General features: G+C 69.2%; 12 protein-coding genes and 1 tRNA gene. 8 read left to right on the top strand and 5 right to left on the bottom strand.

The window, feature by feature from the left end:
• Positions 1-99: 99 nt before the first annotated feature.
• Both ACIRCZ_RS07070 and ACIRCZ_RS07065 read left to right on the top strand, forming a co-directional pair.
• Complete coding sequence (locus ACIRCZ_RS07070; RefSeq protein ID WP_402851099.1) at positions 100-1,908, top strand: ABC-F family ATP-binding cassette domain-containing protein; 1,809 nt, start codon at positions 100-102, stop codon at positions 1,906-1,908.
• Positions 1,909-1,934: 26 nt separating this feature from the next.
• Positions 1,935-3,569 (top strand): acyl-CoA dehydrogenase family protein, encoded by a 1,635-nt coding sequence (locus ACIRCZ_RS07065; RefSeq protein WP_402851096.1) that lies wholly within the window; start codon positions 1,935-1,937, stop codon positions 3,567-3,569.
• Between the two features lie 19 nt (positions 3,570-3,588).
• On the opposite strand, the gene ACIRCZ_RS07060 is transcribed toward ACIRCZ_RS07065, so the two are convergent.
• The gene (locus ACIRCZ_RS07060; protein ID WP_402851093.1) at positions 3,589-6,081 is read right to left on the bottom strand and encodes a CDP-glycerol glycerophosphotransferase family protein; all 2,493 of its coding nucleotides are present in this window, start codon (positions 6,079-6,081) and stop codon (positions 3,589-3,591) included.
• Positions 6,082-6,152: 71 nt separating this feature from the next.
• Complete coding sequence (locus ACIRCZ_RS07055; protein WP_055895468.1) at positions 6,153-6,671, bottom strand: MarR family winged helix-turn-helix transcriptional regulator; 519 nt, start codon at positions 6,669-6,671, stop codon at positions 6,153-6,155.
• Between the two features lie 89 nt (positions 6,672-6,760).
• Between ACIRCZ_RS07055 and ACIRCZ_RS07050 the strand changes: the two genes are divergently transcribed.
• The 3 genes from ACIRCZ_RS07050 to ACIRCZ_RS07040 all read left to right on the top strand — a co-directional run bounded on the left by ACIRCZ_RS07050 (position 6,761) and on the right by ACIRCZ_RS07040 (position 9,265).
• A tRNA-Gln gene (locus ACIRCZ_RS07050) sits at positions 6,761-6,832 on the top strand.
• 30 nt (positions 6,833-6,862) lie between these two features.
• Positions 6,863-8,287, top strand: coding sequence for a bifunctional UDP-N-acetylglucosamine diphosphorylase/glucosamine-1-phosphate N-acetyltransferase GlmU (gene glmU, locus ACIRCZ_RS07045; RefSeq protein ID WP_402851089.1), 1,425 nt, complete (start codon positions 6,863-6,865; stop codon positions 8,285-8,287).
• On the top strand, positions 8,288-9,265 hold the full coding sequence (locus ACIRCZ_RS07040; RefSeq protein ID WP_055895473.1) for a ribose-phosphate diphosphokinase: 978 nt from the start codon (positions 8,288-8,290) through the stop codon (positions 9,263-9,265).
• Positions 9,266-9,295: 30 nt separating this feature from the next.
• Here ACIRCZ_RS07040 and ACIRCZ_RS07035 read toward each other — a convergent pair whose 3' ends face one another.
• From ACIRCZ_RS07035 to ACIRCZ_RS07025, 3 genes are all read right to left on the bottom strand, one after another.
• A complete protein-coding gene (locus tag ACIRCZ_RS07035) occupies positions 9,296-9,646 on the bottom strand; it encodes a hypothetical protein (RefSeq protein ID WP_055895475.1) in 351 nt (116 codons plus the stop codon).
• 140 nt (positions 9,647-9,786) lie between these two features.
• Positions 9,787-11,238, bottom strand: coding sequence for an NADP-dependent phosphogluconate dehydrogenase (gene gndA / locus ACIRCZ_RS07030; protein ID WP_082581428.1), 1,452 nt, complete (start codon positions 11,236-11,238; stop codon positions 9,787-9,789).
• A 181-nt stretch (positions 11,239-11,419) separates the two neighbouring features.
• Complete coding sequence (locus ACIRCZ_RS07025) at positions 11,420-12,079, bottom strand: hypothetical protein (protein WP_402851084.1); 660 nt, start codon at positions 12,077-12,079, stop codon at positions 11,420-11,422.
• A gap of 269 nt (positions 12,080-12,348) precedes the next feature.
• Here ACIRCZ_RS07025 and ACIRCZ_RS07020 point away from each other — a divergent pair, with 269 nt between their 5' ends.
• From ACIRCZ_RS07020 to ACIRCZ_RS07010, 3 genes are all read left to right on the top strand, one after another.
• Positions 12,349-12,981 carry a 50S ribosomal protein L25/general stress protein Ctc gene (locus ACIRCZ_RS07020; RefSeq protein WP_055895479.1) on the top strand — a complete coding sequence of 211 codons (633 nt, stop codon included), beginning with the start codon at positions 12,349-12,351 and terminating at the stop codon, positions 12,979-12,981.
• An 8-nt stretch (positions 12,982-12,989) separates the two neighbouring features.
• Positions 12,990-13,571 (top strand): aminoacyl-tRNA hydrolase, encoded by a 582-nt coding sequence (gene pth, locus ACIRCZ_RS07015; protein WP_055895480.1) that lies wholly within the window; start codon positions 12,990-12,992, stop codon positions 13,569-13,571.
• A gap of 89 nt (positions 13,572-13,660) precedes the next feature.
• Positions 13,661-14,362, top strand: a complete 702-nt coding sequence (locus tag ACIRCZ_RS07010; protein WP_055895481.1) for an alpha/beta fold hydrolase — start codon at positions 13,661-13,663, stop codon at positions 14,360-14,362.
• The last annotated feature ends 72 nt before the right edge of the window (positions 14,363-14,434 follow it).

Genomic DNA, 14,434 nt, shown 5'->3' with positions numbered 1-14,434 from the left:
GTACGGGCGGACCGGTCCCAGCGATCTTCGCACAATGGCGGAGCGACCGGGATCACCCGTCCTGGGGGCGAACGCCCGGCCGGTAGGCTGGAAGTCCTTATGGCACACCTCCTCGGCGCTGAGTCGCTGCACCTCGAATACCCGACACGCGTGATCTTCGACAGCGTCACGATCGGCATCAACGAGGGCGACCGCATCGGCATCGTCGGCCGCAACGGCGACGGCAAGTCCACCCTGCTCTCGCTGCTCGCCGGGCGCATCCAGCCGGATGCCGGACGGGTCACCCGCCGCCGCGACGTGACGGTCGGGATGCTCGACCAGGGCGACGAACTCGACCAGACGCTCACGGTCGGCCAGGCCATCGTCGGCGACCAGGAGGAGCACGTCTGGGCCGGGGACGCCCGCGTCAGGGACGTGCTCGCCGGGCTGGTCTCCGACATCCGCTGGGAGGCGACCGTCGCCGAGCTCTCCGGAGGGCAGCGCCGCCGGGTGGCGCTGGCCGCGCTGCTGGTGCACGACCACGACATCCTGTTCCTCGACGAGCCGACCAACCACCTCGACATCGAGGGCGTCGCCTGGCTTGCTGCGCACCTGAAGACCCGCTGGCCGGCCACCTCGGGCGGCCTCGTCGTCGTGACCCACGACCGCTGGTTCCTCGACGAGGTGTCCACGGCGACGTGGGAGGTGCACGACCGGCTGATCGAGCCGTTCGAGGGCGGATACGCCGCGTACATCCTGCAGCGCGTCGAGCGCGACCGGATGGCGGCTGTGGTCGAGAACAAGCGCCAGAACCTGATGCGCAAGGAGCTCGCCTGGCTGCGCCGCGGGGCTCCTGCCCGCACCTCGAAGCCCAAGTTCCGGATGGATGCGGCCGCCGAGCTGATCGCGGACGAACCACCCGTGCGCAACGCGGTCGAGCTCAGCCAGATGGCCACCGCCCGCCTCGGCAAAGACGTGGTCGACCTCCTTGACACCACCGTGATCTACCCGCCGAAGACCGTCCTGCGCGACATCGAGTGGCGCATCGCCCCCGGCGAGCGCACGGGCATCCTCGGGGTGAACGGTGCAGGCAAGTCCACGCTGCTCGGCCTCATCGCCGGAACGGTGCAGCCGACCTCCGGAAGGGTCAAGCGCGGCAAGACCGTCCAGATCGCCACGCTCACGCAGCAGCTCTCCGAGCTGGACGACGTGATGGAGGACAGGGTCAGCGAGGTCATCGCCGGCAAGCGCACCACCTATGTCGCAGGCGGCAAGGAGATGACGCCCGGTCAGCTGCTCGAACGTCTCGGCTTCACCAACGCGCAGCTGTCCACGCCCGTCAAAGACCTGTCCGGCGGCCAGAAGCGCCGGCTGCAGCTCCTGCTGATCCTGCTGGACGAGCCCAACGTGCTCATCCTCGACGAGCCCACCAACGACCTCGACACCGACATGCTCGCCGCGATGGAGGATCTGCTCGACTCCTGGCCTGGCACGCTCATCGTCGTCTCGCACGACCGGTACCTGATCGAGCGCGTCACCGATCAGCAGTACGCGGTGATGGATGCGTCGCTCCGGCACCTGCCAGGCGGTGTGGACGAGTACCTGCGGCTGCGGAAGGGCCAGCTCGCGACCGGGGGACCGGCCGCGACGGCTGCGGCGGGAGCGCCGTCGGCCGGTGCAGCCGCATCCGCTGTCCCCGCGCTGTCCGGCGCCGCCCTGCGCGCAGCGGAGAAGGAGGTCTCCTCCATCGACCGCCGCCTCGGCAAGCTCGCCGACCAGGTGGCGGCGACGCACGAGCGCCTCGCCCAGCACGACCAGTCCGACTACGAGGGCATCGGCGTCATCTCGGGCGAGCTGCGCGCGCTGGAGGACGAGATCACCACGCTGGAGACCCGCTGGCTGGAACTGTCGGAGCAGCTCGAGAAGTAGCCGACCCCCGCGGGTATGCTCACCGCATGGCAACGCACGCCGTCACCAACCAGCCGCCTCCGCGGGTCGACCTGGACGAGTTCGCAGCGAACATCCCGCTCGCCGAAGGTGTCGACCGGCACGACGCCGGATGGGCGAGAGCCGACCTCGCAGCGGTCGGGCGGCTCGTCGGCAGCGCCGGGTTCCAGCGCGACGCCGAGCTGGCGAACGTGCACGAACCGGAGCTGCGCGCGTTCGACCGCTGGGGCAACCGCATCGACGAGGTGGAGTACGACCCGTCGTACCACCGCGTGCTCGGTGAGGCCGTCGCGGCGGGGGCGCACACCTCGGCGTTCGCCGAGCCGTGTCCGGGCGCGAACGTCGCTCGCGCCGCCGCCTTCATGCTGTTCGCGCAGGGGGAGGCAGGGCACGCCTGCCCGGTGTCGATGACGCACGCCGCCGTGCCCGCCATCGTGGCGTCGGCGTCGCCGGACCTCGCCGCCACCTGGCTGCCGCGCCTGCTCAGCCGTGAGTACGACTCTGCGCTCGGCGCCGGCAAGAGATCTGCCCTGTTCGGGATGGCGATGACGGAGAAGCAGGGCGGCTCCGACGTCCGCGCCAACACCACGATGGCCGTGCCGGACGGCGACGGCCGCCACCTGCTCACCGGCCACAAGTGGTTCTGCTCAGCGCCGATGTCGGATGCGTTCCTCGTGCTGGCGCAGACCGCATCCGGCCTGAGCTGTTTCCTCGTGCCCAGGGTGCTGGACGACGGCAGCCGCAACGTCTTCGCCATCCAGCGGCTCAAGGACAAGCTCGGCAACCGCTCCAACGCCTCCAGCGAGATCGAGTTCGACGGCACGGTCGGCCACCTGCTCGGCGAGGAGGGGCGCGGCGTCCGCACCATCCTGGAGATGGTGAACCGCACCCGCCTGGACTGCATCCTGGGCAGCGCGGCCGGGATGCGGCAGTCCGTCGCAGAGGCCGTCTGGCACGTCAGGCACCGCTCGGCGTTCGGCGCGCGCCTGATCGACCAGCCCGCCATGACCGCCGTGATCGCCGACCTCGCACTGGAGTCGGAGGCGGCGACCGCGGTCGCGCTCCGGCTCGCACGCGCCCACGACGACGACGCGACCGATGCCGAGCGCGCATTCCGCCGCCTCGCGACGGCGGTGACCAAGTACTGGGTCTGCAAGCGCGGCCCTGGGCACGCGTACGAGGCGATGGAGTGCCTCGGCGGCAACGGGTACACCGAGGCGTTCCCGCTCGCGCGCCGCTACCGGGAGCAGCCGGTGATGGCCATCTGGGAGGGGTCCGGCAACGTGATCGCGCTGGATGTGCTGCGCGCGCTCCAGCGCGAACCGGAGACGCTGGAGGCGTTCGACGGGGAGCTCGCTGCTGCCCGCGGCGTGCATCCGGGGTTCGACGCGCACCACGACGCCGTGCGCGCGACGGTCGCCGCGCTGGCGCGCACCGACCCTCTGGATGCGCAGGCCGCCGTCCGTCCGCTCGTCGCGTCCCTGGCGCTCGCACTGCAGGCGTCGCTGCTGCTGCGGCACGCACCGGATGCGGTGGGTGAGGCCTTCGTGGACGCGCGCCTCGGCGACGCCCGCGGCGCGCTCTACGGCGAGCTGCCGCCCGCGGCCCGCGCCGCGATCCCGGCGCTCGTCGCCCGCGCCTGACTCGCGCGCCGCCTGTGCGTTATTCGGCGCCGATCGCGGCGTAGAACTGCGAGACGGCCTTCCGGTTGTACGCCGCGTAGTCGAACGCGCTCGCCGGAACGTCTCCGGCGATGAACGCGCGGAGGCCGTCCGCGACACCGGCGTCGGTCTGCGGCACCACCAGTCCGCTGCCGGCCGGCAGCGCGTTCTTGGCCGACGCGAACTCCACCGTGACGATCGGCAGCCCGAGCACGAGCGCCTCCAGGATCACCATCGGCTGGCCCTCGTAGTCGCTCGACAGCACGAAGCAGTCCGCCGCCGCCATGATCGCGTGCGGATTGCGCTGCATCCCGGTGAGGAACACCGCATCGCTGAGCCCCAGGCTCTCGATGAGCGCCGACAGGTCGTCGAACAACGGCCCTGCGCCGACGATGACGAGCCGGGTGGCCGGATGCGCGGCGTGCACCTCAGCGAACGCCCGGATCAGCCGCGCCTGGTTCTTCTCCGGCGACAGCCTGCCGACATTGACGAACGTGGTCACGTCGTCCTGCGACTGCAGCGCGTTCGCCCACGGCGGGTTCGTGCCCGTCTCCTCGTCGAACGTCAGCTCGTGCAGGTCGGCCTGCGCGTTCTCCAGGATGTGCTCGGCGTCGACCGTGTTGAGCGCGGCGGTGAACTTCTCCGGCCGCGCGTACTCGGCGAGCCCGTCGCGGTTGATGTCCGACAGCGTCGGCGACACCGACACGAGGTGGTCGTACTGCTCGTAGAGCGTGAAGAGCTGGGTGAGGCTGTGCAGCATCTTCTTCTCGCCGCCGACCTCGCGGTGCGCATCGGAGGCCAGGTCGTTGTGCAGCCAGATCGAGCGCTCGGCCTCGGGGGAGTGCAGCAGCAGGGTCGCCCAGAACGGCCCGTAGCCGGAGAAGTCGACCACGTAGTCGAAGGTGCTCTCACCGAAGCAGCGCGACCACTCGTCGTTCCACAGCCTGTTCTGCGACGGGATGTTGGCGTGCTCCGCGATCCGCCCGCGGCGGAAGTCGAGGTGCCTGGCCAGGTGTCGCAGCTTGGCGCCGTTCATGCCGCCGACCCGCGGGAACTGGCGCACGGCGGGGTGGATCTGCTTCTGCTTGCCGATGGTGGCCTTCGATCTGCTCTGCGCGAAGAACGCCGACACGTCGAAGCGGTCGTGGTCGAGGTTGTTGAGCAGGTTCAGGGCCGACGTGGTGATGCCGTTCGGGCGCATCCCGCCGAGGTACAGCAGCAGCTTGGTGCGCCCGTCGTCGGCGAGGTCCGTGCGCAGCCGGTAGCCCTCCCTGACGCCGCGGAACACGATGTCGACGACGCGCTTCGATGCCTGGCCGTCCTCGTACGGGGTGAACCTGCGCTGCGCGGCGAGGTAACGGTCACGCCACTCCTCCGGTACCGCATCCCCGTTCTCGGCGATCGAGGCGAGGTCGTCGCCGATCTCGCGCGCCGACATCCTGGCGGGGCCAGGCCACTCGTCCTGGTCGAAGTAGAGGCCGCGGGTGCCTGCGTAGTCGGCGATGTCCGGGGTGAAGAACAGGATCGGCCTGCCGGTCTGCAGGAAGTCGAAGTAGATGCTCGAGTAGTCGGTGATGAGCGCGTCCGTCACGCCGAGCACGGCGTTGGTGGGGAGCTCGTTCGGGACGAGCAGGCGTTTGAGCTCCGGCCGGTGCCTGGCGAGCTTGTGCACGCTCTGGTGCGTCTTCAGCAGCACGGCGTACCTGCTCGTGTCGATGCGCTCCTCGATCGCGGCGATGTGCTCGAGGATCTCGTCGATGTCGTCGGTGGGCCGCCCGAACGACGCGCCCTTCCAGGTGGGAGCGAACAGCACGATCTTCCTGTCGCCGAGCGGCACGCCGGCCTCGACCAGCTGGCCACGGGTGGATGCGCGCCCAGCGTCGTCCAGGAACTGCCTGTCGATCCGCGGGTAGCCCTCCTCCACCAGCGTCCCGCGGTAGATCCCGGTGAGCTTGTACCCGGTCTGGTACATCTGCTCCGCCATGAACGGGTTGGCGGCGAGCAGGTAGTCGGCCTGCACGAAGTTGCGCACGATGTTCGCGGTGGCGAGAGCGCCGTCCTCGATGTCGTAGCCCATGCGCTTGAGCGGTGTGCCGTGCCAGGTGTTCAGATACACCTGGCCTTCGCGCTTGCCGAAGTCGGGAGGGAAGGTGGCGTTGTTGACCAGGTACTGGCTGGTGGCGAGCGCGCGGTAGTAAGCGGCGGAGCCGTACTTGACGAAGCTGACCCGCGGATTCCCGGCGAACTCGTCGACGGCGGCCTTGTACTGGGTGAGGTCGGACAGTGCCCAGATGTGCGTGAGATGGGCCAGGTCGGGGGCGGCGAGCAGCTCGCGGAAGACGGCCTCGGGGTTGTCGAGCATTCCGTTGCCGGAGAAGGACTCGTAGAAGACGGACCCGATCACGATCGGCTGCCGGCGCCAGTGCGCGTGGATCTCGAAACGGGCGGCGCGCTTTACCCTGGAGGGCAGGCGTTTCAGGCGGGAGAGTCTCATCGCCCCCGAGTTTATGAGAGGGGCATAACAGTCTCCTGAGAGCGGGCGATGCGTCTGCCTAGGACGTCTGCTCAGGACTCCTCGTCGAACCCGAGCGAGAGCTTCCGCAGCAGCGACGCCAGCCGCTCCTGCTCGCTCGCGGAGAGTCCGGAGAGCAGGTCGGATTCCGCATCCACCAGCCGGGTGATCGCCGCATCCACGCGGGTGAGCCCCTGCGCTGTCATCTGCACCAGGATGCCGCGGCCGTCGTTCGGGTCGGTGCGGCGCTCCACCAGGCCGCGGGCGACCAGTCTGTCGATGCGGTTGGTCATCGTTCCGCTGGAGACGAGGGTCTGCTGCAGGAGCGACTTCGGGCTGAGCTGGTACGGCGAGCCTGCGCGGCGGAGGGCGGCGAGGACGTCGAACTCCCACGATTCGAGGTCGGAGCGGTCGAACGCCGTGCGGCGCGCCCTGTCCAGGTGGCGGGAGAGCCTGGCGACGCGGGAGAGCACCTGCAGGGGGGAGAAGTCGAGGTCTGGACGTTCGCGCAGCCAGGAGTCCACGATGCGGTCGACTTCGTCGCGTGCGTCGGGCGTCCGTGCGTCAGGCATCCCCCCATGCTATTTCGTCTGGCGTCCACTCGATGGTCTGGCAAACTGTGTTGTGCGCCCGGCGCCGCATCGCACGGCACCGGATGCGGTCCGCCTTGGTGTAATGGCAGCACGACAGCCTTTGGAGCTGTTAGGTCTAGGTTCGAATCCTGGAGGCGGAGCAGCACCGCTCGCCCGATCCCTGGAGTGATATGACCGACCAGAACCTCGCCATCGTCGTGCTCGCGGCTGGACAGGGAACGCGGATGAAGTCCGCCACCCCGAAGCTGCTGCATCCGCTTGCCGGAATGCCGATCGTCGGGCACGTGCTCGCCACGGCCAAGCAGCTCGACGCCGCCCACGTCGTCTCCGTCGTCCGGCACGAGCGCGACCGGCTGGTCGAAGTCATTTCGGTCGACCTGCCGGAGAGCGTGATCGTGGACCAGGACGAGGTGCCGGGCACCGGCCGCGCCGTCGAGCTGGCCGTCGCGGCGCTGCCCGCCGACTTCAGTGGGGACGTGCTCGTGGTCAACGGCGACGTTCCGCTGCTCGACGCAGGCACGCTGCGCGAGCTGATCGAGAAGCACCGTGCAGGGGGAGCGGCCGCGACCATCCTGTCGTCGTTCCCCGCGGACGCCACGGGCTACGGCCGCATCGTGCGCACGGAGAGCGGCCACCTCGACCGCATCGTGGAGCACAAGGACGCAACGGACGCCGAGCGCGAGATCGGCGAGATCAACGCGGGCATCTACCTGTTCGGGCTGTCGCAGCTCCGCGACCAGCTCGCGGCGCTCACCACCGACAACGCGCAGGGCGAAAAGTACCTCACCGACGTGATCGGCCTGCTGCGCACCGCGGGCTTCGACGTGGATGCGCTGCCCGTCTCCGAGTCGTGGCTGGTCGAGGGCATCAACGACCGCGCCCAGCTCAGCGAGGCCGCCGCCAAGCTGAACGCCCTGATCGTGCGCACCTGGCAGCTCGCCGGGGTGACCATCCAGGACCCGGCGACCACGTGGATCGACGTGAAGACGAGGCTCGCGCCGGATGTCACCCTCCTCCCCGGCACGCAGCTGCGCGGCGCGACCGTGGTCGAGACCGGCGCTGTGATCGGCCCTGACACGACGCTCCTCGACTGCGAGGTCGGCGAGAACGCGACGGTCAAGCGCACGGACGGCACGCTCGCCGTGATCGGCGCAGGCGCCACCGTCGGTCCGTTCGCCTACCTCCGGCCTGGCACCATCCTCGGCGCTGACGGCAAGATCGGCACCTTCGTCGAGACCAAGAACGCGGTGATCGGCGCCGGCACCAAGCTCGCGCACTTCAACTACGTGGGGGATGCGCAGGTCGGCGAGAAGTCGAACCTCGGCGCCGGCGTCATCACCGCCAACTACGACGGAGTGAACAAGCACCGCACCGAGATCGGGTCGCACGTTCGTGCCAGCACGAACACCGTGTTCGTCGCGCCGGTTAGGATGGGTGACGGAGCGTACACGGGAGCGGGAACCATCGTCCGCAAGGACGTCCCTGCGGGAGCGCTCGCCCTCACGGTCGCTCCGCAACGCAACATCGAAGGTTGGGTCGCGCAGAAGCGGCCGGGCACCGACGCCGCCACAGCTGCGGAAGAGAGCGGAGAGTAAGTGTCAGGGATCACCACCACCGGCCAGAAGCGACTTGTTCTGATTTCTGGGCGGGCGCATCCCCGACTGGCAGAAGAGATCGCAGAGTGCCTGGGCAGCGACCTCATCCCCACGGATGCGCGCACCTTCGCCAACGGCGAGATCTACGCGCGCTTCGATGAGAGCGTCCGCGGATCGGATGCGTTCGTCATCCAGTCGCACACCTCGCCGATCAACGAGTGGCTCATGGAGCAGCTCATCATGGTGGATGCGCTGAAGCGGGCCTCTGCGAAGCGCATCACCGTCGTCGCCCCGTTCTACCCGTACGCCCGCCAGGACAAGAAGGGCCGCGGCCGCGAGCCGATCTCCGCCCGCCTCGTCGCCGACCTGTTCAAGGCGGCGGGAGCCGACCGCATCATGTCGGTCGACCTGCACGCCGCGCAGATCCAGGGCTTCTTCGACGGTCCCGTCGACCACCTCTTTGCCATGCCGGTGCTGCTGGAGCACATGAAGCGCGAGCTCGACCCGGCGGTCACGACCGTCGTCTCGCCGGACATGGGCCGCGTGCGCGTCGCCGACATCTGGAGTGACAAGCTCGGCGTGCCGCTCGCGATCATCCACAAGCGCCGCGACCCGCTGGTGCCCAACCAGGTCTCGGTGCACGAGATCGTCGGCGAGGTCAACGGCCGCGTCTGCCTGCTGGTCGACGACCTGATCGACACCGGCCGCACCATCGTCAAGGCGGCGGAGGCGCTGAAGGCGAACGGCGCGATCGGCGTCGTCGTCGCCGCGACGCACGCCGTGTTCAGCGACCCGGCCGTCGAGCTGCTGCAGAGCGACGCGATCGACTCGGTCGTCGTCACCGACACGCTTCCTCTGCCCGAGCACAAGCGCTGGGACAAGCTGACCATCCTGCCGATCGCCCCGCTGCTCGCTAACGCGATCCAGCAGGTCTTCACAGACGGCTCCGTCACCTCGATGTTCGACGGGGCGGCGTAGCAGTAGTTCTCCGCCCTCCGCGAGCGTTTCCTAGGGGAGCGCGTGCGGGGTCGACGGGATCAGGCCGAGGGGCGCCACGAACGTGGCGTCACCCTCGGTGTTGAGTGCGTAGCACTGCCAGCCCGGCCCTGCGGGCGCGAACAGTTCGAAGCGCGCCGACGAGCCCTGCGCATCCGGTGCGTAGCGGGTCACGTACACCGAGCAGGTCTGCGTCGCCGTGGTCGACGCGATGCTGATCGTCACGAGCACGCCAGGCAGCACGAGCGCCACGAGGCCGACGATCACCACGATGCGCGTGGCGATCATCGTGCGACGCCCGCGCAGCGGTCGCTCGTCGCCCGGCTCGTATCCCACCAGCTCCGGATGCTCGTCAAAACTCACCCTCTGAGTCTCAGCCGATTGCTCCCCATCCGCAACCTCGCCTCGCTCGTCCCTCCCGCCTCCCAGCAATCGAGCCGGGAGTTATGCACGCGACACGCCGGACGCACCCGTACACAAGTCCCGGCCCGATTGCCTGGGGGTCAGTGGCTGGAGCCCTCGGTCTCGATCTCGGTGCGGTCGCCGGACCAGAGGGTGTGGAAGGTGCCGTCCTTGTCGACGCGCTTGTAGGTGTGCGCTCCGAAGAAGTCGCGCTGGCCCTGGACGAGCGCGGCGGGGAGGCGCTTCACGGCGAGCGAGTCGTAGTACGACAGCGCGGCGCCGAAGCCGGGGATCGGGACGCCGGAGAGCGCGGCGGTCGCCACGACGCGGCGCCAGGCGGCTTCGCCCTCCGCGACGGCGTCGGCGAAGTACGGCGCCTCCAGCAGGGTGGCGATGTCCGGGTTCTCGTCGTATGCGTCCGCGATGCGGTTGAGGAACTGGGCGCGGATGATGCAGCCGCCGCGCCAGATCTTCGCGATCTTGTCCTTGTTGATGTTCCAGCCGTACTTCTCCGCACCGGCGATGATCGCGTCGAAGCCCTGCGCGTACGCGACGACCTTGGAGGCGTACAGCGCCTTGGAGACGTCGTCGGCGAACGAGGAGTCCACCTGCTGCACGTCCGGGCGGCTTTTCACGACCGCCTGCACGGCCTCGCGCTGGGCGGGCTTGGACGACACGGCGCGGGCGAACACGGCCTCGGCGATCCCGCCGACGGGCACGCCGAGGTCGAGGGCGTTCTGCACGGTCCAGACGCCGGTGCCCTTGCTGCCGGCCTGGTCGAGGACGATGTCGACGAACGGCTTGCCTGTCTCCGCATCCACCTGGCGCAGCACCTCGGCGGTGATCTCGATCAGGTAGGACTCGAGGTAGCCCGTGTTCCACTCGGAGAACACGTCGGCGATCGCGGCGGGCTCCAGGCCGCCGACCGTGCGCAGCAGGTCGTACGCCTCGGCGATGAGCTGCATGTCGGCGTACTCGATGCCGTTGTGGATCATCTTCACGAAGTGGCCGGCGCCGTCGGTGCCGACGTGGGTCACGCACGGCTCGCCCTCGGCGACGGCGGCGATGGAGGCGAGGATCGGCCCGAGCGTCTTGTACGACTCCTCGGAGCCGCCCGGCATGATCGACGGGCCCTTCAACGCGCCCTCCTCGCCGCCGGAGATGCCGGTGCCGACGAAGTGGATGCCGGTGGGGGAGATCCGCTTCTCCCGCTCGATGGTGTCCTGGAAGTTCGCGTTGCCGCCGTCGACGATGATGTCGCCTGGCTCGAACCGCTCGACGAGCTGGTCGATCACGGCGTCCGTGCCCTTCCCGGCCTGGACCATGATGATCGCCGTGCGCGGCTTCGCCAGCGACGCGACGAACTCGTCGATGCCCTCGGACGCCACGAACCCGGCCTCGGGATGCGCGGAGATCAGCTCGTCGGTGCGGGCGTACGTGCGGTTGAACACGGCGACCGTGTTCCCCTCGCGCGACGCCAGGTTGCGGGCCAGATTCGAGCCCATCACCGCGAGGCCGACGACCCCGATGTTGGCTGTTGCTTCGTTGGACACAGAACGCTCCTTCGGATGCGGCGGACGATCCGCCTGCGTAGAGATGAAGTGGGGACGCGAGATCGCGTGCGGGCCGAAACGTCCAGATCCGGACCGGAGACCATCGTTCGCGCTCCGACCCTCGCTGTTGGCGTGCGTCGAGCAGACTCCATCAGCCTACCAAGCCGCGGTGGAGGGGGAGTCAGTCGCAGAGGTCGGAGGAGACCCGATCGTCTCCGCCGACCACGATGGCCGTGACGACATCGTCGCCGTTGACCACGAAGTCGACGAAGCGGCCGTTCCCGTCACCGAGGGCGTACGCCCGCTGCCCTCCGGAGACGCTGTTGCTGCGTTCGAGGTCCGGGTACGCCTTCTGCAGCGCATCCAGGGTCGAACCGAGGCCGATCCCCGCACTGGTCTTCGGCGTCGGAGACACGGCCTGGTCGAGACCTGAGGCGTCTGCCACACGGATGCGCACCGCGGTCGTCGCGCTGCCGTCGCGTGCGACGGTGGTCACCGTCGGCTGTGCGCCGTTCGGGGTGGCGCCGGTCTGCTTCGGCTCGAGTTCGTAGCCGACGCAGCCGTCCTCGTCGATGGTCTTCGCGAATCCGGGAATCGCAGCCGTCTGGGCCGTGACGTCTCCTCCGATGGTGAGCGGCCCCATCCCTGCCCAGGTCACGAGCCAGGCCGACACGTTCGCCGGGTCGACGGGAACGGCGCTCGCGGTCTTCTGCGGGGCCGGCCGGGTCGGTGAGGCAGGGGCGGAGGTCTTCGCGGTGTCGGAGGAGTGGGTGCATCCGGTGAGCGAGGCGAGGACGAGGGCGGCAGCGGCTGCCGCCATGCTGAGTCCTGTCGCGCGCATCCACATCCCCCTCGTTCGGATAAAGCATCAATATCGCATGCGAAGCCCGTGTGCCGCCAGCGCCGTCGCGATCGGTTAGACTTGCTGATTGAACTTCGGCGAGGGATGCACGCGGTCACGCGCGCAGTCCGTAATCGACGCGGTGGAGCAGGGCTTCGCAGTCTTTCCTCACACGTCTTTCATCAGAACGATGCGTTCGAGTCGAACACAACCAGACACTGCGAGCAACGCTCGCCCGACAGCCGGGAGCGCCCGGCAAGGAGACAATCATGGCTGACGAGTCCAACAAGGTCGTTACCGAGGCACGCGAGAGCTTCGGCAAGGGCGCAGCGCGCAAGATCCGCGCAGCAGGCAAGATCCCCGCCGTCGTCTACGGTCACGGCACCGACCCCATCCACGTGACGGTTCCCGCCCACCAGGTCGGCCTCCTGCTCCGCAAGGCGAACGCGGTCCTCGACCTCGACATCGCAGGCAAGAGCCAGCTCGTCCTCGTCAAGGACGTCCAGAAGGACCCGGTGCTGCAGATCATCGAGCACCTCGACCTCATCGTGATCCGCAGCGGCGAGAAGGTCTCCGTCGAGGTCCCCGTGCACGTCGAGGGCGAGACCTACCCCGGCACCATCGCGATGCTCGACGTCCCGACCCTGCGCCTCGAGGTCGAAGCGACCCACATCCCCGAGCGCATCGTGCTCGACGTCACCGACGCCGAGGAGGGCACCCAGTTCCACGCCAAGGACTTCGTCCTCCCGGCCGGCGCCGCACTCGCAGAAGACCCGGAGCTGCTCATCCTCAACGTCATCGTCCCCGCTTCCTCGCGTGCGGACGAAGAGGCCGACGCCGCTGTCGCCGAGGCTGCTTCCGCCGCGTCGGCTGCCGCTGCCGCCGAGTCGGACGCCGAGTAACCAGCTCGATGGATTCACCCTGGCTCGTAGTCGGGCTCGGCAACCCCGGGCCCGGCTACGCCGCCACGCGTCACAACGTGGGGCAGATGGTGCTCGACGAGCTCGCGGAGCGCGGCCGTCTCACCTTCAAGACCCACAAGACGAACGCCACGGTCGCCGAGGGGCGCATCGCCCCCGGTGGACCGCGGTACATCCTGGCCAAGCCGAACACGTTCATGAACGTCTCAGGCGGGCCGGTCGCGCAGTTGCTGCGCTTCTACTCGCTCGAACCATCGCAGCTCATCGTCGTCCAGGACGAGCTCGACATCCCGTTCGACACCCTCAAGCTCAAGTTCGGCGGAGGTCACGGAGGGCACAACGGCGTCCGCGACGTGATCTCCGCGATCGGCACGGGCGACTTCACCCGTGTGCGCGTCGGCGTCGGGCGGCCCCCCGGTGCGCAGGCAGCGGCCGATCACGTGCTCAAGGGCTTCAGCAGTACAGAGCGGAAGACCCTCCCGATCCTCGTCTCCGATGCGGCGGATGCGGTCGAGCAGATCGCGTCGGACGGCATCACCGCTGCTCAGCTGCGCTTCCACACCGCTCGCTGAGACCGCGCACGGCTGACGTCCAGCATCCACTGGACGGGCGTCCAGCGCATCCCGATGCCATCCGCAGGCTGGGCTCGTATGGTTCCGGCATGAAACTCTTCACGCGCGAGTGGGGCACAGGCGACCGCTACGCGATCCTCGTGCACGGGGCGATGTCGGACTCGCGCAACTGGCGCAGGGTCGGCCCGGGCCTCGCCGAGCTCGGCTACCACGTGATCGCGGTCGACCTCCGCGGGCACGGCAGGAGCCCGCGCGCGATCGAGTACACCGCAGAGCTGCTGGCACGGGATGTGGTCGAGACCGTCCCGGCGCATCCGGAGCTGGTGATCGGCCACTCGCTGGGCGGCCTCGCCGTCAGCCTCGCCGTCGAGGAACTGCAACCGCAACGTGTCGTCTATGTCGACCCGGCGTTCGGGCCGAACGTGCCATGGTGGCAGCGCAAGCTCGCTCCCGCCTTCTTCCGCGCCATCGCGAGTGCGAACGCGGAGCGCATCGCCAAGCGCAATCCGCGCTGGGACCCGCTCGACGTCGCCATCGAGCTCGAGACGATGCGGGCGTTCGACCACGGCGTCGTGCCGGTGCTGGTCGGGCGCGGCTCGCTGCGCGCGCCGGTGACCATGCAGGTGCCGTCGCTGGTGGTCCTCGCTGGACGTTCGCAGCTCGTGAGCCCGCGGGCAGCGGAGCGGCTGGGCGAGGCCGGCTTCGTGGTGCGGACGGTGCCTGGGGCAGGGCACACCGTGCACCGCGACGACTACGCGGGCTTCATGCGGGCGCTCGACGGGTGGCTCTGACCCCCCCCACCGCCCTCGGCGGCGCGATCCGGCCATCCCGCCTGCGAGTGTCGGTGGGAGTCCGTAGACTAA

The organism is Leifsonia sp. NPDC102414 (genome assembly GCF_044765685.1).
In the GTDB taxonomy this organism is placed as follows: domain Bacteria; phylum Actinomycetota; class Actinomycetes; order Actinomycetales; family Microbacteriaceae; genus Leifsonia.
Note: the sequence above shows the minus strand (reverse complement) of the source record. Positions and strands in the feature narration are given on the sequence as shown.